Genomic DNA, 20,775 nt, shown 5'->3' on the forward strand with positions numbered 1-20,775 from the left:
TCTTTCCTTGTTGTGAAATCGTGACATGCAGTCCGCGCAGGCTCCTCCTCCTGCCCGGACCGATACCTTCAGGCCGCAGCGCGGGCGCTGTCGAACTTCTGACCCAAAAGATCCATCGCCGCCTGCACGCCCCCGGCCCGGTGCGGAACGCCTGCATCGCGCAGGCCCATTTCAACACCTGCAAGAGTGCCGATTAGCATGAGGTCGTTGAAATCCCCCAAATGCCCGATGCGGAATACCTTGTCCGCCACCTTGGACAGACCATTGCCCAGAGACATATCATAGTTGCGCAAGGTGACAGCGCGGAAATTGTCAGCGGAATGTCCCTCGGGCATCATCACGGCGGTCAGCACCGGCGAGCGGTCCGTGGCTTTCTTGCAGAGCACTTCAAGCCCCCAGGCCTCGACCGCCGCGCGCGCCGCCGCCCCATGCCGCTTGTGCCGGGCAAATACATTGTCGAGACCCTCTTCATGCAACATGTCGATCGCCTCGTTGAGACCGTAAAGCAGGTTGGTGGCGGGCGTGTAGGGGAAATAGCCGGTGTCATTGGGCCCGGCCATTTCCGCCCAACTCCAATAAGAGCGTTTGAGAGCGGCGCTCTCGGAGAGTTTCATCGCTTTGGCGCTGACCGCATTGAACGACAGGCCCGGCGGCAGCATCAGACCCTTTTGCGAGCCGGACACCGTGACGTCGACGCCCCATTCATCATGTCGGTAATCGACCGAGGCGAGCGACGAAATCGTATCCACCATCAAGAGCGCCGGGTGACCCGCGGCATCCATCGCGCGGCGCACGGCGGCCACATCGGTCACAGAGCCGGTCGAGGTCTCGTTATGCACCACGCAGACAGCCTTGATCTCGTGGCCCTTGTCCGCGCGCAGATGCTCTTCGATCTTTGCGGCATCCGCCCCGGCGCGCCAATCGCTGTCGATAAAGACAGGGTTCAGCCCCAGCTTCAGGGCCAGTTTCTGCCAGAGGGTCGCGAAATGCCCCGTCTCATACATCAGCACCGTATCGCCGGGTGAGAGCGTATTGACCAGCGCCGCCTCCCACGCCCCCGTGCCGGAGGAGGGGTAGATCACCACGCGGCTTTCGGTCTTGAAGATGCTTTTCATGCCCTCCAGCGCCTTGCGCCCGACATCGGCAAAGGCGGGACCACGGTGGTCCATCGTGGGGTAATCCATGGCCCGCAGGATGCGATCCGGCACATTTGAAGGTCCGGGGATTTGCAGAAAGTGGCGGCCAGCGGTCATTGTCATTCCTCCCAGACAGTGCGTCCTTGTCCGGTTACCCGCTTTGGTAACGGACTCGGATCAAGGTGAATTCTGTTGAATTGAATTCTGAATTCAATATTCTGTCAAGGCCAAACTCAGACCATCGACCGGATCGAGACCCATGCTGGACAGCACAATTCAACAGCGCCTCAGCCGCGAGGTGCAGGGCGAAACGCGCTTTGACGCCTTCTCGCGCGGGCGCTATGCCACCGATGCCTCGATCTACCAAATCATGCCGGCGGGGGTGATTCTGGCCAAGGCACCAGAGGATGTTCTGGCGGCATTGGATGCTGCGCGAGAGGCGGGTGTGCCGCTGACGATGCGCGGCGGCGGCACGTCGCAATGCGGGCAGACGGTGAACTCCGGCCTGATCGTGGACTGCTCGAAATACCTCAACCGGATTCTGGAACTGGATGTCGCGGGACGGCGTGCGGTGGTCGAGCCGGGGATCGTTCTGGATGATCTCAACCGCGCACTCAAACCGCATGGCCTGTGGTTTCCGGTCGATGTCTCGACCGCCTCGCGCGCCACGATCGGGGGCATGGTGGGCAACAATTCCTGCGGCTCCCGCTCTTTGCGCTATGGCACGACACGCGACAACGTGGAGAGGATCGAGGGGTTTCTCGCTGATGGCACGCCGTTCGATTTCGGTCCCGGTTCCGGCAATCGCGTGCCAGAACCCTTGTTGCGGCAAATGCTCGACCTGGGCGCGCGTGAGGCCCGCGAGATCGCCGCGCGCTTTCCCAAGGTGCAGCGTCGGGTGGGCGGCTACAACATCGACGCGCTCGTGCCCGGTGACACGCCGATCAACCTCGCCCATCTGCTGATCGGATCCGAGGGGACGCTGGCCACATCCACCGCCATCGAGATCAGGCTCTCGCCGCTGCCCTCTAAAACCCGGGTTCTGGGCGTCTGCCATTTCCCCAGTTTCCGCGCCGCGATGGAAGCGGCCAAGCCGCTGGTGGCGCTTGGCCCCACCTCGGTCGAACTGGTGGACAGCACCATGATCGACCTTGCGCGCGCCATTCCGCTTTATGCCAGAACGCTGGAGCAATTCGTGCGCGGGGAACCGGCGGCGATGCTTCTGGTGGAATTCGCCGACAGCCCGCCCGAGAACGAGGAAAACATGCGCCGTTTGGCCGATACGATGTCGGACCTTGGCTATGGCTTTGGCGCGGGGGGCACCCATGAGGGCGGCGTGGTCGAGGTCTGGGATATGTCCCTTGCCGCAGAGATCGGCGAATTGCGCAAGGCGGGGCTCAACATCATGATGTCGATGAAAGAGGCGGGCAAGCCTGTGTCTTTCGTAGAGGATTGCGCCGTGCCGCTCGAGCATCTGGCCGATTACACCGACCGCTTGACAGAGGTGTTTCATCGCCACGGCACCACGGGCACATGGTATGCCCATGCCTCAGAGGGATGCCTGCACGTGCGCCCGGTTCTCAACCTCAAGCTGGAACGGGACGTGCGCAAGATGCGCGAGATTGCCGATGCTGCCTTTGCCATGGTGCGGGAATACAAAGGCTCGCATTCCGGCGAGCATGGCGATGGTATCGTGCGGTCCGAGTTTCACGGCGCAATGTTTGGCCCCCGCATCCTGAGCGCGTTCGAAGAGGTCAAGGCGGCCTTTGATCCCGACACCCGCCTCAACCCCGGAAAGATCGTGCATGCGCCGAAAATGGATGACCGCAGCCTGATGCGCTATCCGCCGGGCTATGATTTCGCTGACCTCAAGACCGGGCATGACTGGTCTGCCTGGACCGGCAAGGGCGGCGGGTTTCAGGGCGCGGTCGAGATGTGCAACAACAACGGCGCCTGTCGCAAGCTGGCGGGCGGGGCGATGTGCCCGAGTTATCGCGTAACCCGCGACGAGCGTGACGTAACGCGGGGCCGCGCCAATACGCTGCGGCTGGCCCTGTCGGGGCGTCTGGGCCAGAACGCGCTGTTCTCGGACGAGATGGCCGAAACGATGAAGTTGTGTGTGGGCTGCAAGGCGTGCAAGCGCGAATGCCCGACCGGCGTGGACATGGCCAGGATGAAGACCGAGGTGCTCTATCAACGCGGGCAAAAGCTGGGCTTCGGCCTGCGCGCGCGGCTGATCGCCGAGATGCCCCGCTATGCGCGGATTGCCGTGGCGCTGCGTGGTCTGATCGCCCTGCGCAACCGCGTGCCGCTGCTGGCCGTCCTGGGAGAACGGCTGACCGGGTTTGCCGCTGCGCGATCCCTGCCGCTCTTTCGCGGTGATTTCTTCAAGGACTCGGAGGTCAAGCGCGCCCGCCCATCGAGCAAGAGGGGCAAGATCATCCTCTTTACCGACACGTTCAACCGTTGGATGGAGCCGGACATTCCCCGCGCCGCGCTCCGGGTGTTGACGCGCGCCGGTTATGAGGTGATCACGGCCAATGCCCCCGGTCGCCCGCTCTGCTGCGGGCGGACATATCTGGCGGCGGGTATGATCGAGCAGGCCCGCGCCGAGGCGCAGCGCACGCTCGATGCCCTCCTGCCGCATATCCGCGCGGGCGTGCCGGTGGTGGGGCTGGAGCCCTCGTGCCTCTTGACCCTGCGCGATGAGTTTCTGACGCTCTTGCCGGGAGAGGACGCGCGCCTCTTGTCTGAAAACGCTTATCTCTTCGAGGAATTCATCGCCCGCGAGGCGCGCGCCGGGCGGCTTGACCTGCCGCTTGATGCCTTGGGTCAGACCGCACATGTGCATGGGCATTGCCATCAAAAAGCAGCTGGCGTGATGGGCGATCTGGGACAGGCGCTGGGTCTGATCCCCGGCCTTGATCCCAAAACCATCGAGAGCAGTTGCTGTGGCATGGCCGGTGCCTTTGGCTATCAGGCCGAGACCTTCGAGGTCTCGCTCAAGATGGGGGAACTGTCGCTCTTGCCTGCGGTGCGTGCCGCCGCGCCGAACGATCTCTTGATCGCAAATGGCACCTCTTGCCGTCACCAGATTGCCGACGGCACCAACCGACGCGCGCTGCATATCGCGGAAATCTTCGACAGGGCATCGGGAAATGCTGTAAAGGAGGGCCGCAACAATGGATAACCACGGCCCGGAGGCCCCGATGACTGCCCTCAAACCCGATCCGATTGGCCGCACCGCGCTGGCTGTCGAGATCACCAACCGACTGCGCCAGATGATCCTCGAAGGGCAATTGCAGCCGGGAGAGAAGATCAACGAAAAGGCGCTGACCGAACAATTTGGCGTGTCGCGCACACCGCTGCGCGAGGCGCTCAAGGTGTTGGCGGCGGAGGGCTTGCTTGACCTCATCCCGCATCGCGGCGCGGTCATCACCCGCCAGAGCGAGGCGGAATTGGCCGAGGTGTTTTGCGTGCTTGCCGCCCTTGAGGGGCTAGCGGGGGAACTGGCCACGATGCAGGCCGACACGGACACGGTGCAAGAGATCGCAGAGATGACCGCCGCGCTGCGGCGCACCTATGACGAGGCGGATCGCCCGACCTATTTTCGCATCAATCAGGCCATCCACAAGGCGATTTTGGCAGCGGCGGGGAATGAAACGCTGGTGCGCGCGCATGAATTGCTGGCCTTCCGGGTCCAGCGGGCGCGCTATCAGGCCAATCTCACGCCCGAGCGCTGGCGCGCGGCGGTCGAGGAACATGAGGCCATCATCGAGGCGCTGCGCGCGCGGGATGCAGAGCGTTGTGGCAAGCTGATGAAGGATCACCTCCTGCGCAAATTCGCCTCGATCAAGGCCAAGGCACAGGGGTGACGGGCCGTCAAGTGGCCCCTTACGCCTGCCCGAACCGCCCCGGTGCCATGGCTGCCAGCACGTGATCCGAGACATCCGGCGCGCCCCCCGTGATCAGCGCCGCCGTCAGCCGCGACAGTGCGGGTGCTGTCTGCACGCCGTAACCACCCTGCCCGGCCAGCCAGAAAAACCCCGCCGCTTGCGGATCAAACCCCACCACCGGCGTGCGATCAGGCGCAAAGGTGCGTAGACCTGCCCAGCTGTGTTCGACCCGCGTCACCGGCACGGTGACCGCCTGTTCGAACCGATCCAGCCCCTCGGCCAGAACCATGTCATCAGCCCAGGCGTCATGGGGGGCAACCGGATCCTCGTCGGCGGGAGAAACCATCAGTTTGCCCGCCTCGGGTTTGGCATACCATGTCTCGGCGATAGAGCCAAAGATCGGCCAATGCTCGGTTTCATAGCCTTCGGGCGCAGGAATGATCGCGGCGGAGCGGCGATAGGGTTGCAACCCTGCTTGGCGTACCCCGGCCAGGGTGGCCACCTCATCCGCCCAGCCACCCGCCGCGTTGACAACGATCGGCGCGCTATGCGGCCCCTGCGCGGTGTCGACATGCCAGAGCCCGGCGCGCTGTGACACGCCGCTGACCGCCGCGCCGGTCACGATCCGCCCAGCCCGCGCCCGCAGCAGGCGCGCATAGCCCTGCAACAAGAGGTCCACGTCAATGCCCCGTGCGTTCCGCTCGATCATCGCAGCGGCAATGCGGTCCGCGCGCAGGATCGGCACAATTTCCGCGGCTTCCTTGCCGGTCAGACGGTCAATGCCGGTCGAGCCATCCAGATACGCGTCGAGGATCGGCAGTTCCTCCTCGGAAGCGACCATCAACTCGCCGCGCGGGCTAAGGAGGGGCTTGTCGCTGATCTCGCCCGGCTGCTCGAAGATCGGCTCTGCCACGGCGTTCAGCGCGCGCAGCGTGGCATTGCCATAGTTGCGGATAAAGATGGCGGCGGAGCGACCCGTGGCGTGATAGCCGATCTGCCGCTCCATTTCGAGGACGACAACATCTGCACCGCCGCGCGCAAGCTCTGCCGCCGCGCTGATCCCGGCGATGCCGCCGCCGATCACGATCACATCGGCCATGCTCACGCCCCCTCAAATCCCGTCAGGACCGATGTAAGGTTTTGGCCCAATTCCTTACAAAGATATCCACCCTCTTGCACAAAGAGCGTGGGCAGCCCCAGCCCGGCAATCGCCGCCCCGATGCGTCCAAATCCGGGCGTGGTGATGGCCAGCCCCTGAAACGGATCGCCCTCATAGGCATCAAGACCAAGCGCCACGACCACCACATCGGCCCCGAAATTCGCCACCCGCTCCAGAGCGATGTCGAGCGTTTTGAGGTAGGCGTCATCACCGGTGCCGCGTGCCAGCGGCAGGTTGAGGTTATAGCCGGTGCCACGCCCAACGCCCCGCTCATCGGCATGACCCCAGAAAAAGGGATAAAACCGCGCTGGATCGGCGTGAATCGAAACGGTCAGAACGTCGTCGCGATCATAGAAAATGCCTTGGGTGCCATTGCCGTGATGCACGTCGACATCGAGGATCGCGGCACGCAGCCCCCGTGTGCGCAACCGCTCTGCCGCAATGCCCGCGTTGTTGAGAAAGCAGAACCCCCCCGCCAGATCGCCAAAGGCGTGATGCCCCGGCGGACGGCAGAGCGCATAGGCGGCCCGCTCTCCGGCGGCCAGCATATCCGCGCCGGTCACGGCGGTTTGCGCCGACCAATAGGCCGCCTCCCATGTGCCCGCCCCGATGGGACAGGCGGTGTCGACCTGATGATAGCCTGCCTGGCCGACGGCGGACTTGGGGTAATTGTCGCGGCGACTGGCGGGGTGAATATTGGGGATCACCTCTGCGCCCGCGCCGTCGATATGCTGCCAGCGCGCATAGATGTTGCGCAGAAAGGTAACATACTCTGGCGAATGGAGCGCCGCGATCGGCCCAAGACCGGCATCCTTGGGCGCAACAAAGTCGCAGCCTGCCGCCGTGGCGCCGTGGGTCAGCCGCGTGATGCGCTCGGGCTGCTCGGGGCTAGGCTTGATCACCCCGTTGGCCATGAAATGCTTGGGATCGTGCTGCCATTGCCGCGCGTCAAAAATCGCCCTCATCCGTCCTCTCCCATCAATCTGCGCATCGCTGCCTGGGGCAGGCGCATCTGTGTCACCTGGTCTTGCGCCTCGAATCCCAACCGTTCGTAGAACCGGCGCGAGGCGGGGGTGTGGGCGTAGACCGCCAGCATCATCCATTCTGCCCGCCAGAGCATGCCCGCCCTGCGCGCCACCTGAGACAGGAGCGCGCGGCCCAATCCTTGCCCGCGCGCCGCCTCGGTGACCCAGAGGTCAGAGACATAGACGCCCGCCGCCCCGCGCACAGTGGAAAACAGCGGGCCAAAAAGAGCGGCACCGATCAAATCCTCTTCCAGCGCGAGCAAACCATAGGCCGCCGGTATCGCGCCCGTCAGCCCGGTGCGCAAGGCGTCCAGTCCTGCGCTATGGGGATCGCCCAAATCCGCGCTGAGTTGGCGCAGGGCTGTGTCCAGCAAGGTCAGATCGTCGTCTGTTTCAACCGCGCGAAATTCTGCCATCGCTTAGCTCGCCACTCGGTCTGCGCCCTTGAGACACAGCAGCGCGCGCGCCTCATCAGGGCTGACCACCACCCGGCCCAATGCCTCGACTATGCCGCGCACCTTGGCGACCTGTTCGGCGTTGGAGCGCGCCAGCGTGCCGCGCGCGATGGTCAGGCTGTCTTCGAGCCCCACGCGCACATGCCCGCCCATGGCCGCCGCCTGCGCCGCCATCGGCATCTGATGCCGCCCGGCGGCCAATACGGAGAACATGTAATCCTGACCAAAGAGCTTGTCTGCGATGCGCACCATATGCGTGAGGTTCTCAGGGTCCGCGCCCATACCGCCCAAGACACCAAAGACGAATTGAATGAAATAGGGTGCGCGGATCAAACCTCGGTCCGCGAAGTGCCGGAGCATGTAGAGGTGGCTGAGATCGTAACACTCAAACTCGAACCGCGCTCCGCGTTCGAGGCCCAGTTCCGTCAGGATGCGGGCGATGTCGCGGGGGGTGTTCTTGAATACCAGATCATCCGAGCCTTCGAGAAAGGGTTGCTCCCAATCGTGCTGCCAGTCGGTGATGCGCCCGGCCATCGGGTAGAGTGCGAAATTCATCGTGCCCATGTTGAGCGAGGCCATTTCCGGCGCGGCCTCGATGGGCGCGGCCAGCCGTTCATCAAGGCTCATCACCGCGCTGCCGCCGGTCGAGAGGTTGAGCACGGCATCGCAGCCCTGCTTGAGGCGCGGCAGGAAGGCGCGGAAATGTGCGGGGTCGGCAGAGGGCCGCCCGGTCTGCGGATCGCGCGCATGCAGGTGCAGGATGGCTGCCCCGGCCTCGGCCGCCTCGATCCCGGCGCGTGCGATTTCATCCGCCGTGATGGGCAGATGCGGCGACATGGAGGGGGTATGGATAGACCCGGTCAGGGCGCAAGTAATGATGATCTCGCGCATTACATCGCTCTGTCCAGCGCGGGGCGGATTTCGTCGGTGAACTCTGCCAGCGAGACATCGAGCATTTCGGTAATCTCGTCCAGATGCGTTTCGGTCACGATCATCGGGGGGGCGACGATGATGTGATCCCCCTCGATCCCATCGCGGGTACGGCGGGAATAGACGATCAGCCCCTTGTCATAGGCAATCTGAACAAAGCGATCAAACGCGCGCAAGCCCTTGGGCAGCGGCGCCTTGGTGCCACGATCCGCCATGAATTCGAACGCGGTCAGCAACCCCTTGCCGCGCACGTCGCCGATGATGGCATAGCGCTGCATCAGGCCGCGCAGACGCTCTTGCAGGCGCTCGCCCATCCGCGCGGCGTTGCCAACCAGATCCATGCGCTCGATCTCGTCGATCACGGCGAGACCGGCGGCGCAGGCCAGCGGATTGCCTGCATAGGTAAAGCCATGCAGAAAGCCGCCCGCGTCCAGAACCGGCTCGACCAGCCGTTCATGCGCGACCATGGCGCCAAGCGGCACGTAACCGGCGGCGAAGCCCTTGGACATCACGACAATGTCCGGGGCAAGGTTCCAATGCTCCGAGGCGAGGAATTTGCCGGTGCGTCCTGCTCCGGTCATCACCTCGTCCAGAATGAAGAGCACGCCGTATTTGCGGCAAATCTCCTGCACGCGCTCCATATAGCCGCGCGGCGGCACCAGCGCCCCGGTAGAGGCACCGCCGATCGGCTCGACCACAAAGGCAAGCACGCTGTCGGGGCCTTCTTCCAGTATCTTGGCTTCGAGCATGTCGGCGTAGTGGTGGCCTGTCGCCTCAAGATCGGCGTCTAGCCCATCCAGATATGCGCGCGGTGCGGGGATTTTCGGCATCGCCTGCATCATGGGCAGAAAGGGATCGGTCAGCGGCGCATAAGAGGTGATCGCAAGCGCGCCGAGCGTGCAGCCGTGATAACACGGCGCGCGGCTGATGATTTTCCAGCGGCTGCCCTCTCCGATTGCCAACGCGTATTGCCTGGCCAGTTTCAGTGCGGATTCCACCGCCTCTGACCCGCCCGAGACAAAGAACACCCTGTTCAGCCCCTCGGGGCAGAGGGCCGCGGTCTTGGCGGCGAGTTTTTCTGACGCCTCGGTCTCGAAGTGCAGGCGATAGCCAAAAGTCGATTTCTCCATCTGACGGCGCATCGCGTCGAGCACGTTTTCATTCGAATGGCCGATGTTACAGACCATTGCGCCGGATGATCCATCGAGATAGCGCTTGCCGTCCACGTCCCACATGTAGACGCCGCGTGCCTGATCGAGCACCGGCTTGCGCTCGCGCCCCTGATAGAAAAGGTGAGAGGGTTTTACGTTCATTGTCTTATCCCGGAAGCGCCGCGCAATCTTGCGGCCGCAAGTGCAGATGGACCGCTGCGCCCACCGCGAAAGGGTGGTCGTCGATCATGTTGATGGCTTGTAACTGCGCCTCTCCCGCCCGCACGAAATACCTCACCGCCTGCCCCTGATAGTCCACCGTTTCCACGGTGGCGGGAACAGAAATCACACCCTCGGGCGCGGCGTCGCGCGCGAGTTTCAGCTTTTCGGCGCGCACGACAAGCTTTGCGGGGCCGGTGCCCATCAGATTAGGCGCCTTGGTGGCGGGCACGGTCACGCGGCCAAAGACGACATCCTCGACCACAACTGTTGCGCCGTGTTCGACGCACCGCGCGTCAAAGATGTTGGATGCCCCCAGAAAGTTCGCCACAAACTCGGTTGCCGGGGTGTTGTAGACCTCTTCGGGCTTGCCCACCTGTTCCACGCGCCCCTCGGACATCACGACGATCAGGTCGGACATGGCGAGCGCCTCGGATTGATCATGGGTGACAAAGACCGTGGTGACACCGATGCGTTCCTGGATGCGTTTGAGTTCCACGCGCATATCCTCGCGCAGGTTGGCATCAAGCGCCGAAAGCGGTTCATCGAGGAGCAGAACGTCCGGTTCGATCACGATGGCGCGGGCTAGGGCGATGCGCTGTTGCTGGCCGCCCGAAAGGGCCTTGGGATAGCGGTCCCCGACATGGGGCAATTGTACGAGGTCAAGCGCGTCGCGCACCTTGGCCGCAATCTCGGACTTGGGCACGTTGCGATACTTGAGGCCAAAGGCCACGTTTTCGGCCACGGTCTTGTGCGGGAAAAGCGCATAGTTCTGAAACACCAGCCCAAGATTGCGCTTGTGGATGGGCACGTCATTGACGCGCTTGCCGCCAATGAGAATCTCGCCTTCGGTAGGATCGAGCAGGCCCGCGATCATGCGCAGATTGGTCGTCTTGCCACAGCCGGACGGGCCGAGAAGCGTGACGAACGCCCCTTCGGGAATTTCCAGCGTGGTGCGATGCACGGCAGTAAAGGTGCCGAAGCGCTTGACGATATTGCTGAGGGTGACGGCGCTCATCGGCGGGGTCCTTTTGGGGATGGGCCGCGCCCCCATCAGGGGACGCGGCAAGGATTCAATATCCGCGCTGCACGCGGCTGAAGGTTTCGGACCATTCGGCCTCGTTGCCATTCCAATAGGCGGGATTGGCAAAAGTGAGGGATTCGAGCGTGCCGGTCGGATCATACGCGGGTAGCGTCGGTATCTTGGACCCCAGATCGACCTTGGTTCCGTCCAGCGCGGGCGGATAGTTCTGACCCTCGGCCACCGCGATGGATGTCTCGGGCGCCAGCATGAAGTTCAAGAGTTCCTCGCAGGCCTCGACCGGGCTGCCCTTGAGCACGTGCAGACATTCCTGCCAGGCAAAGCTGCCGGGGGCGTCGTAATAGCCGATGTCATGGCCCTGTTGTTGCAGCGCGGCGATGCGACCTGACCAGCCTTCGGTGACGTAGATCTCTTCCTCTGCCAGAAGGCTCATCAGTTCCGCGCCCGACGACCAGTATTTCAGTGCAAGGTCGCGATGGCTGCGGATTGCATCCCAGACCGCTTCCATATCCTGAATGTTGTTGGGGTCTTGCCCGGTCTGGAGCGCGCCATACCACACCCGGGTGCGCCAATCCGACCAGCCGCCGATCTTGCCCTTGTAGGCGGCGTCGATCAGGATGCTGGCGCCTTTCTCCTTCATCTCCTCGTCGGAAATATACTTGCGGTTATAGGCCAGACCCGTGGTGCCGTAGTCATAGGGAACTGCCGAGAGGTAATCCGGCGTCACACCCCGGAATGCATTGGTCAGCGCATCCATCACCAGCGACATGTTGGGGATGTTGTCGAGGTTCAACTCGACCGTCAGGCCGAAGTTCACATAGCGGGCATAGTCGAACACGCCGGACAGGTGGGCGATGTTATACTCACCCTCCTGGCTGGAGCGGACCTGCGCCAGATATTCGTCGCCGCCGGCAAAGGTGCCATCGACCACGGTGATCCCGGTCTCTGCCGTGTAGGGATCAAACGCATATTTGCGAAACGCCTCGGACACGACCCCGCCCCAGCCGTCAAAGCGCACCTGTTTCACATCCTGTGCATGGGCGAATTTGGCAAAGGGCGTCTGCACGCCATAGGCGAGGCCCGCAGCGCCGATCAGGCCCAGAAAATTGCGCCGATCCAGATCACCGTTGCGGTAGCGATCCAGCAGTCTTTCGTAACGTTTGGTATTATCCATTTCTCAGGTCTCCTTGTTGAATGTTGGGGCGGTTCTCAGGTGCCGCCTTTCATGGTGAGTTTTCGGGCCACTGCCGCACCAAGCAGCGGCAGGCCGACGGTCATCACGATCATCACGGTGCCAAGGGCGTTGATCTCCGGGCTGATCGAATTGCGCAGCATTGAAAAAATCTGCGTCGGCACGGTTTCGACCCCGCCGGGTTTCCAAAAGAGCGTGCCGGTGATGTCATCGAAGCTGATTGTAAAGGCGAAGAGTGCGCCCGCAGCCACAGCAGGCAGCATGAGCGGCAAGGTTACGGCAAAGAAGGTTTGCACCGGCGAGGCACCAAGGCTGAGCGCCGCCTCTTCGACATCGCGCTTGATGCTGACCAGCCGCGCCTGCACCACGAGGATGACAAAGGGCAGGGTGAATATCACATGCCCCGCAAGCAGCAAGGCAAAGCTCTTGCCGATGCCCAGCCAGTTGAGAAAGAGCAAGAGCGCTACCGCCAGCACCACCTCTGGCACGAGAATAGGCGCGATAAGCAGCGTGGTGATCGCGTTGCGACCAGGGATGTTGTAGCGCACCAAGGCAAGGCTGGCCAAAATGCCCAATGTGGTGGAAATGAGTGCCGTCATCAGCCCCAGTACCAGCGAAGTGCGAAAGGCGCGCATCACCGCGTCGTTGTTCCACAATTCCTGAAACCAGTGCAGCGAAACGCCGGTCATCGGAAAGCTGCCGAACTGGTTGGCGTTGAAGGACAACAGCACCACAACCGCCACCGGCAGGAACATGAAGGCATAGACCAAAACGGTCCAGGCGCGGATGATCTGCCAACCCATCAGCCCAGCCCTTTGGCCAGTTGCGCCATGCCGAGATAACGGTTGTAGACAGCCACCAAGAGACCCAGCACGATCAACAGCAGCAGCGACAGCGCCGAGCCAAGCGGCCAGTTCAACTGTGTGATAATCGCCTCGAACACGAGATTGGCGAACATCGCATCGCGGGGCCCGCCGAGGATGACGGGCGTGATATAGGTGCCCGCGCCCAGCACGAAGCATAGCAATCCGCCCGCCGCAAGACCGGGGAGAGAAAGGGGCAGGGTGACTTGGGTAAATGCCTGCCACCGGGTTGCCCCGAGCGAATTGGCGGCATCCTCGAGGTTGGTGTCGATGCCCTCAAGGCTGACGTAGACGTTCAGCACCATGAAGGGCAGCAGGAAATGCACGAGGCCGAGGATAACCGTCGCCTCGTTATAAAGCATCTGGATCGGCTCGTTGATGATGCCAAGCGACAAGAGCAGGGAATTGAGCGCGCCAGAGGTGCCCAGAATGTTGATCCAGCTCATCGTGCGGATGATGTAACTGATCCAGAAGGGCAGCATCAGAAGGAGCAGCAGCACCATCTTGTTGCCGCGTGAGCGTGCAATGAAATAGGCTGCCGGATAGCCCATCAGGGCACAGATCACCGTGGTGATCGCCGCGATTTTCAGCGTGTTGATCAGAATGTCGCGGTAAAAGCGATCGGAGAGCGCCTTTTGCCAGTTGTCGAAGTAGAACCCGACCGTATCCGCGCCCATCGCCGAGCGCAGCCAGAACGAATAGACCACGATGAACATCAGTGGCACGATCAAGAGCAGTGTCACCGCCACCAAGGCGGGCGACAACAGAATCCACGGCTGCCTCGCTTCGCGGGCCTCGACCGACATGCTACTCCCTTTCTTGTGCGACCCGTCATGGGTGGGCTTGCGCCGAGGGTGCAAAGCGAGCCATCATTAATCAAATAGATAATAGGAATTGTGACAATAGATGCATTCTATGAATCAGCGGAACAGCCCCGAACGCATCATGCGCGAGATGGACTGGAACCTCTTGCGCACTTTCGTCGTGTTGGCGCAGTCCACCTCGGTCACCGACGCCGCACATCGGTTACGGCTGACACAGCCTTCGGTGTCTACAGCGTTGAAACGGTTAGAGGATCGGGTGGGCAAGCGCCTCATACACCGCACACCGGGACATTTCGCGCTGACCGAGGCGGGCGAGGTGCTATATCGCGAGGCGCTGGATATCCAAGGCTCTATCCTGCGCCTCTCGACCCTCATGCGTGACATGACAGACGAGGTGACAGGCCATGTTCGGCTGTCTCTGGCCTCGCATGTGATCTGCCCGCTTTTTGATCAGGTGCTGGCAGAGTTCCATGCGGAAAACCCCCGCGCCACGCTGGCAATCGAGGTGCATTCCTCGGCGCAGGCGATTGAAACGGTATCGGCGCGCTCCGCCTCTTTTGCCATCTGCCTCGTGCATCAGCGCAACCCCAAGCTAGAGTACATGCGCCTGTATCGAGAGTTCTTTGGCCTCTTTTGTGGGCCAAACCATGCCCTGTTTGGCCGGCGCGACCTGACGCGCGCCGATCTGGCCGGGCGTTCAGCGGTCAGCTTTGAAACCGACCGATTGCAGGACGCGCTAAAGCCTGTGACGTTGATGCGGGCGCAGGCGGAACTTGGGGATCAGATCATCGCGACCTCCAGCCACTTGGAAGAGGTCCGGCGTATGATCATTGCGGGGCTTGGCGTCGGTCCGCTGCCGTTGCATGTGGCGGCGCGCGACGTGCAAGACGGCCTTTTGTGGCAATTGCCACCCTACGATCAGACGGCTGCTGTTGATGTGCATGTGGTCTGGAACCCGCGCGCAGTGCTCAACCGCGCGGAACAAGGCCTACTTGACCGGTTGCTGGCCCGAATTGAGGTGACGCCCATCGAAGAGCGCACATATAGATAAAAGATTGTCATAAAACATTCACAAAACTGTCACACTTGGCGAATTCTGCCCCTGCGCCCCTTGCGCAGTGCAATTGTGAGGGTCACTCTCGGTGCTCTTGACCACGGCCACGCGGATGAGTCACCGAATTGGACGACCCAAACCTCACAGTTTTCTTTCTTCAGATTGCCGGAGCTGCGGCACTTCTGATCTGGTCTGTCCGCCTTGTGCGTACCGGGGTCGAACGGGCCTTTAGCGCAGAGTTGCGTCTCTGGCTGCGCCGCTCGGGTCAGAGCCGCGTGCTGGCCGTCTTCACCGGCATGATTGCGGCCATGGCCCTTCAGAGTTCGACGGCAGTTGCCATTCTGACTGCCGGTTTCGTGGCATCGGGCGGCATCGCCATTGCCGCCGGGCTTGCGATCCTGTTGGGCGCGGACCTTGGGTCGGCGCTTGTCGCCAAGTTGCTGCTGGCGAGGCAGGCGTGGCTGATCCCGCTTCTTCTGCTGGGTGGTGTGGTCCTTTTTCTGCGTGGGCACCAGAGGCGGGTGCGGCAGGGTGGGCGTATCCTGATTGGTCTGGCGCTGATCTTTGTTTCGCTCGATATGCTGCGCGCTGCGACCGAACCCTTGACCGACGCTCCTGCAGCGGCGGCGGCGATGCAGTATCTGGCCCGCGACCTCTTGACCGCCTTCTTGATCGGAGCGCTTCTTGCTTGGCTCGTGCATTCCTCGGTGGCTGCCGTTCTTCTCTTTGCCACATTGGTGATGGAAGGGCTGATGCCCGTTTCGGCGGCGATGGCGCTGATCCTTGGGGCGAATCTTGGTGGTGCCTTTATCGCATTTGGCTTGACGCTCGCCGCCGAGATCGAGGCGCGTCGGCTGATCCTGTCAAACCTTTGTCTGCGTGGGGGTGGGGCGGCCCTGACCCTTGCCGCGCTGACGGCGTTCGAGCCGCCTCTGGCATGGCTAGGGGCGACGCCTGCGGCACAGATCATTCATTTGCATATCCTCTTTAACCTGGCCCTGGTTGGCCTTGTTTTGCCCTTTACCGGAGTCGCGACGCGGCTCGCGGGTGCGTTGCTGTCGGCGCCAAGTCAAGGTGCTGCGCTTGATCACATCACGGCGCTTGATCCCGGCGCGCTGACGAATCCCAACCGTGCCCTGTCCTGCGCCACGCGTGAGGTGATCCGGATTGGCGAGATGGTTGAAGCAATGCTGCGCCCGGTGCCCACGCTCTTTACGCAGTGGGACGAGGGCACGGCATCGGCAATTCTCGACGCCCAAGAGACATTGCGAAAACGCCACTTCGACACCAAGCTCTATCTCGCACAGCTCACGCGTAACGGTCTGGCGGAAGAGCTGAGCCAACGCTCGCTTGATCTTTCGACAAACGCTGCCAATTTCGAGGCGGCGGGGGATGCGATTGCCACCACGCTTTTGGGTCTTGCGCAGCGTTTGACGGCGGAAGGTGTGCATTTCTCGCGTCCTGGCTGGCAGGAGATTTGTGATTTCCACGACCGTGTTCTGGCCAATGCGCAACTGGCTCTGCGGGTCATGATGACCCAGCATCCCGACGATGCCCGCGCATTGGTGGCGGAGAAGGACAGCATCCGCGCCCTCGAACAAGAGTTGCAGCGCGCGCACTTGGGGCGCCTGCGCGAGGGGCTGACCGAGAGTATCGAAACCAGCAATATCCATCAGGAGACGCTGCGCGCCCTCAAGCAGGTGAACACCGGATTCACCATGGCCGCCTATCCGATCCTCACGGAAACCGGCGACCTGCTGTCCAGTCGCATCTCGTCCCGGGCCTGAGTGATCCAGAGACGACGCACACAAGATCCGAGATAGCCTGCGCGCCATACAACCTTTTAGAGATTCAACGCGTGCCCAAAACGGTGTATCAAGGAGCGGACCGGCCCCAATGCCGTTTCACTGAATCACACATTTCTGGAGAACGCATTTGAACATCAAGGCATCGACCCCGCCCGTCACGCTGACTGTATCCATTGATGGCGCAGCCCCCGTGACCAAGACCTGCGACCTTTTGGTGGTCGCTTGCGAGCCGCGCAATCTGAGCGGCATTTGTGACTATACCGCCGCAGAGAACGCGGTCTTTGATCAACTGACCAATTTCACCTTTCATACCACTCTGGTGCGGGTGAAAGTTCCCAATCCCGCGCCGAAATACGGGATCATTCTTGCCCCTACCGAAATCACTGCGATGGCGGGGCATGTGAGCGGTTATCGCAACGAAACGGCCAAGCAATTCTCGCTCGAAACGGCCAATTCCATGACCGAGAACCTTGTGACCGTCTATCAGTTGCAGGGCCCGGCCAATCCGCCGATGACCGAGGCGGAATTTCTTGCCAATCTGGAACAGACGCTGCCCACGCTCGATTGGTGGCCCTATCCCGATTACGAAATCGTCACGGACAGCACGGGTGCGCCGGTCGATCTGCGGACACCCTATTTCGACCATTTCGACAACACCGGGCTGCGCGGGGGCGGGCCGTGGAACTATCTGGGCCTGCAAGGCAAGAACAACACGGTCTTTGTTCATGGCTCGACCTGCTTTGAATCCGTGCTGCAATGCTGGCAGTATGGCGGCATGTTGCTGGACCAGCAGGAAAAGCTGGGCTGGTCCTTGCCTGCGGACAAGACGGCGCCGATCATCGTGCTGGGGGCCGGCCCGTCGGGGATGATGTTCGCGCACCGCCTGCAAGGGTTGGGTTATACCAATGTCGAGATCCTCGAATCCACCGATCGTTTCGGTGGCAAGACGCATACCGTCACCTATGATCTCCCCTCGCCCAACGGGCAGCCCACGCCTTGCGAGTTGGGCACCTGTTACCTCTCGCCTGCTTATGACCAGATGGCCGCGCATTTCGCAGCCTGCGGGTTCATGGAGGGCAATATCCGCGAGGGCATGTACCTGACCGCCAACCATCAGGACCCGGCAGGCCACACGATCCGCGGCATGGTTACAACCGGGCAGTTTCCCGGCGTGACCGCACCGGCCACATTGATGGATTATGACGACTACACGCTTCTCAAGGGGTATTACGAGGCCAACCAGCCCTTTGCCGATCCTGCAAACTGGATGGCGGGGTTCGATGCGGACAAGGTCAAGGCCGAGATTTTCGTGCGCCTGGCGGAGTATGACGTGCTGCTGGCGCTCTATCGCGGCCTCACCCTGCCCATGCCGCTGAGCGCGCCGACGGAATTGCTGCAATATGACAGCTTCTACGATTTTCTCGCCAAGAATGATTTGCTGATCCTGACCGGCATGCTGGAATATGCCTATTCCGTGCAGGGATACGGACCGTTGAAGCAAATTCCGGCCTATTACGGAATGATCTGGATTTCGCTGCCGCTGACGCTTGGCTTGATCTTTAGCGACAAACCGGCCGTGACCGTGTTGTCAAAAGGTTGGCTAGATATCTGGACACAAATGGCCCCGACGCTATGTATCACCGCAAATGCTCAGGTGACAAATATAACGCGCATGCCCTAAATATAGGGGGCGGGCTGGGCACCGCGACGAAGGGGACAAAGGTGAAGACGCTGGAGCGCAAGGCGACAACCATCGCCGCCGCAGATGTGGTGGGGTTTTCCCGCCTTGTGGCGATGGACGAGGACGGGGTGTTTGCCCGTCTGCGCGACCTGCGACACGCGATCATCGACCCGGCCATCGCAAATCATGGTGGGCGGGTCGTCAAGTCCATGGGCGACGGGCTTTTGGTGGAGTTCCCCGGCCCTGCCGCCGCCGTCCATGCCTCCTTGACTGCACAGCGCGCGATTGCGGAGCATGAGCGCAACAATCCGGAGGATCTGCGCATCCGCCTGCGGGTGGGCATCAACCACGGCAGCGTGCTGATCGACGGAAGCGATGTGTTGGGTGATGTGGTCAATATCGCGGCGCGGCTGGAAACCCTATCTGCACCCGGTGGCATTTGTGTATCGCGCACGGTGCGCGACATGCTGGCGCGGGAACCGGGCCTGATCATCACCGGTCAAGGCATGCAATATGTCCGCAATATCCCGACGCCGGTCGAGGTCTGGCATGTCACGACCGGGGTAGAGGCCGAAAACCGCAGCACCGTCACCCAGAGCGCCGATCGTCCGTCAGTGATCGTTCTGCCGTTCGACAATTTGTCATCTTCGGTCGAGGATGGATTTCTGGCGGATGGCATCGCCGAGGATCTGATCAACGAGCTCTCGCGCTTTCGCTCGCTGTTCGTGATCGCGCGTGGGTCGTCCTTTGCCTATAAGGACCGCGCGCAGGACATGCGGCAGATCGCGCAGGACATGCGTGTGCGCTATGTGGTCAAGGGGGCCGTGCGCCGCGCGGGGGCGCGGCTGCGTGTCACTGCGCAACTGATCGAGGCCGAGACAGGACGTCAGATTTGGTCTGATCGCTATGATCGCGATATGGCCGATCTTTTTGCGCTGCAAGATGACATTACCCGTTGTATCGTCACCGGCCTCACCCCTGAAATTGGCGCCCATGAACGCGCCATGTCGCGCGCCAAACCAACCGAGAGCCTGTCGGCCTGGGAAATGTGCCAGCGTGGGTTGACCGAAATCGACATGCGCACCTCTGGCGGCGTCCGAAATGCGACCGCCCTGTTTCATGCTGCCGCAGAGGCCGATCCGACCTATGCCTTGCCGCATGCCTTGATTGGCCGTGTTCATGCCGTGCGGATATATTCGGGGCGGAGTCGCAATCCCCGCGAGGATGTGGTCAAGGGCATGTTCCACGCCAATCGCGCCATCGACTTGGATGACAGGCTAGAACTTGGGCATATAACACTGGCGCAGCTCTTGACCCTGCAAGGTCAGGAAAAAGATGCGCGTGATGCGCTCGCCCGTGCGCGCGCACTCAATCACAATGACGCGCTGATCTATAATGCGCAGACCTTCATCAACCTCTTTCAAAAGAACCCCGATACCGCAGAGATGGAAGAGGCCGGGTTAGAGGCCATTCGCCTCAGTCCCCAAGATCCGATGCTGTGGTCGTTCCATTGGATGCTCGCCGTTGCGATCTGGATGCGCGACATGACCTTGGGAGAGAACATGCGCCCATATCTCGAACCGGCGGCCCGCCATCCGGGGGCAGAGGCTTTTGTGCATTCTGCATATGCAGTGTTGTCGTTGCGTGCGGGCGACCGAACCACGGCAGAGCGCGCCTTGGCGCAGGCATTGACGGTGCGGTCCGATTTCTCGCTTGATGTAATCAAATATGGATTTCATTTCCCCAAGTGGCCCGCCCTGGTCGCTGGGATCAAGGATGATCTGGAAACGCTCGTCTCGATGGGATTGCCGCGCCGGTGATGCAATGGCGTGGCGGATGTGTTAGGCTATCGGAATTGTCGCTCGACCCAATTTGGATCAAATCGCGTTTCTAGCGGAGTGCCATCATTTGAGAGCCGCGCAGTTATGCCTATTGCCCGAGGTGTTTCATGACGAGCATTTTCGATATCTGCCTGTTTCTGACCTTGTTTCAGATCAAGCATTACTTGGGTGATTTTCAGCTCCAGACCGGATGGATCGCGAAGAATAAAGGGCGGTATGGGCATCCATCGGGCATCGTGCACGCCGGGGTGCATGGTGCGCTGAGCCTGCCTATCCTGCTCTGGTTCGCTATGCCGTGGGAACTGGCGCTTGGTCTCGCTCTTGCCGAGATCGCGGTGCATTATCATATCGACTGGGCCAAGGCGCGCCGTGTGGCGCAGGAGGGTGTGACCGAGACCGATCCGCGTTTCTGGCATTACCTTGGCCTCGATCAGGCCGCGCATCAGCTGACCTATATTGCGCTGTTGGCTGTGGCTGCCAGCCGCGCGGCCTGAATAAT

At 61.8% G+C, this 20,775-nt stretch carries 17 protein-coding genes; 7 read left to right on the forward strand and 10 right to left on the reverse strand.

What is annotated here, in order from left to right:
• Positions 1-68 precede the first annotated feature (68 nt).
• Positions 69-1,253 (reverse strand): pyridoxal-phosphate-dependent aminotransferase family protein, encoded by a 1,185-nt coding sequence (locus ROSMUC_RS19390; RefSeq protein ID WP_037276433.1) that lies wholly within the window; start codon positions 1,251-1,253, stop codon positions 69-71.
• A 142-nt stretch (positions 1,254-1,395) separates the two neighbouring features.
• On the opposite strand from ROSMUC_RS19390, the gene ROSMUC_RS19395 reads away from it, so the two are divergent.
• Positions 1,396-4,326 carry an FAD-binding and (Fe-S)-binding domain-containing protein gene (locus tag ROSMUC_RS19395; RefSeq protein WP_037276435.1) on the forward strand — a complete coding sequence of 977 codons (2,931 nt, stop codon included), beginning with the start codon at positions 1,396-1,398 and terminating at the stop codon, positions 4,324-4,326.
• Complete coding sequence (locus ROSMUC_RS19400) at positions 4,319-5,011, forward strand: GntR family transcriptional regulator (protein ID WP_052115456.1); 693 nt, start codon at positions 4,319-4,321, stop codon at positions 5,009-5,011. Before ROSMUC_RS19395 ends, ROSMUC_RS19400 begins: the two co-directional genes overlap by 8 nt.
• Positions 5,012-5,030: 19 nt before the next feature.
• Here ROSMUC_RS19400 and ROSMUC_RS19405 read toward each other — a convergent pair whose 3' ends face one another.
• Genes ROSMUC_RS19405 through ROSMUC_RS19445 form a run of 9 tightly spaced genes read right to left on the reverse strand, consistent with a single transcriptional unit; the run spans position 5,031 to position 13,874 of the window.
• Entirely contained in the window at positions 5,031-6,131 is a 1,101-nt protein-coding gene (locus tag ROSMUC_RS19405) for an NAD(P)/FAD-dependent oxidoreductase (RefSeq protein ID WP_037276437.1), read from the reverse strand.
• 2 nt (positions 6,132-6,133) lie between these two features.
• Positions 6,134-7,156: a histone deacetylase family protein gene (locus tag ROSMUC_RS19410; RefSeq protein WP_037276439.1), complete on the reverse strand. Its 1,023-nt coding sequence runs from the start codon at positions 7,154-7,156 to the stop codon at positions 6,134-6,136.
• On the reverse strand, positions 7,153-7,632 hold the full coding sequence (locus ROSMUC_RS19415) for a GNAT family N-acetyltransferase (protein ID WP_037276441.1): 480 nt from the start codon (positions 7,630-7,632) through the stop codon (positions 7,153-7,155). Before ROSMUC_RS19415 ends, ROSMUC_RS19410 begins: the two co-directional genes overlap by 4 nt.
• Positions 7,633-7,635: 3 nt before the next feature.
• Positions 7,636-8,562 (reverse strand): 3,5-dioxohexanoate:acetyl-CoA acetone transferase, encoded by a 927-nt coding sequence (gene kce, locus ROSMUC_RS19420; protein ID WP_037276443.1) that lies wholly within the window; start codon positions 8,560-8,562, stop codon positions 7,636-7,638.
• Positions 8,562-9,914, reverse strand: coding sequence for an aminotransferase family protein (locus ROSMUC_RS19425; RefSeq protein ID WP_037276445.1), 1,353 nt, complete (start codon positions 9,912-9,914; stop codon positions 8,562-8,564). Before ROSMUC_RS19425 ends, kce begins: the two co-directional genes overlap by 1 nt.
• A 4-nt stretch (positions 9,915-9,918) precedes the next feature.
• Complete coding sequence (locus ROSMUC_RS19430; RefSeq protein ID WP_037276881.1) at positions 9,919-10,989, reverse strand: ABC transporter ATP-binding protein; 1,071 nt, start codon at positions 10,987-10,989, stop codon at positions 9,919-9,921.
• 55 nt (positions 10,990-11,044) lie between these two features.
• Entirely contained in the window at positions 11,045-12,187 is a 1,143-nt protein-coding gene (locus ROSMUC_RS19435) for an ABC transporter substrate-binding protein (protein ID WP_037276447.1), read from the reverse strand.
• Positions 12,188-12,222: 35 nt separating this feature from the next.
• Positions 12,223-13,008 carry an ABC transporter permease gene (locus ROSMUC_RS19440; RefSeq protein WP_037276450.1) on the reverse strand — a complete coding sequence of 262 codons (786 nt, stop codon included), beginning with the start codon at positions 13,006-13,008 and terminating at the stop codon, positions 12,223-12,225.
• Positions 13,008-13,874 carry an ABC transporter permease gene (locus tag ROSMUC_RS19445; protein ID WP_037276452.1) on the reverse strand — a complete coding sequence of 289 codons (867 nt, stop codon included), beginning with the start codon at positions 13,872-13,874 and terminating at the stop codon, positions 13,008-13,010. Before ROSMUC_RS19445 ends, ROSMUC_RS19440 begins: the two co-directional genes overlap by 1 nt.
• Before the next feature lie 109 nt (positions 13,875-13,983).
• Between ROSMUC_RS19445 and ROSMUC_RS19450 the strand changes: the two genes are divergently transcribed.
• The 5 genes from ROSMUC_RS19450 (at position 13,984) to ROSMUC_RS19470 (ending at position 20,770) form a co-directional block, all read left to right on the forward strand.
• Positions 13,984-14,943, forward strand: coding sequence for a LysR family transcriptional regulator (locus ROSMUC_RS19450; protein WP_102106037.1), 960 nt, complete (start codon positions 13,984-13,986; stop codon positions 14,941-14,943).
• Between the two features lie 128 nt (positions 14,944-15,071).
• Complete coding sequence (locus tag ROSMUC_RS19455; RefSeq protein WP_037276457.1) at positions 15,072-16,733, forward strand: Na/Pi cotransporter family protein; 1,662 nt, start codon at positions 15,072-15,074, stop codon at positions 16,731-16,733.
• Between the two features lie 148 nt (positions 16,734-16,881).
• A complete protein-coding gene (locus tag ROSMUC_RS19460) occupies positions 16,882-18,435 on the forward strand; it encodes an NAD(P)-binding protein (RefSeq protein WP_037276458.1) in 1,554 nt (517 codons plus the stop codon).
• Between the two features lie 41 nt (positions 18,436-18,476).
• Entirely contained in the window at positions 18,477-20,255 is a 1,779-nt protein-coding gene (locus ROSMUC_RS19465; RefSeq protein ID WP_037276882.1) for an adenylate/guanylate cyclase domain-containing protein, read from the forward strand.
• Between the two features lie 128 nt (positions 20,256-20,383).
• Positions 20,384-20,770, forward strand: coding sequence for a DUF3307 domain-containing protein (locus ROSMUC_RS19470; protein WP_037276460.1), 387 nt, complete (start codon positions 20,384-20,386; stop codon positions 20,768-20,770).
• The last annotated feature ends 5 nt before the right edge of the window (positions 20,771-20,775 follow it).

This window comes from Roseovarius mucosus DSM 17069 (assembly GCF_000768555.3).
GTDB lineage: Bacteria > Pseudomonadota > Alphaproteobacteria > Rhodobacterales > Rhodobacteraceae > Roseovarius > Roseovarius mucosus.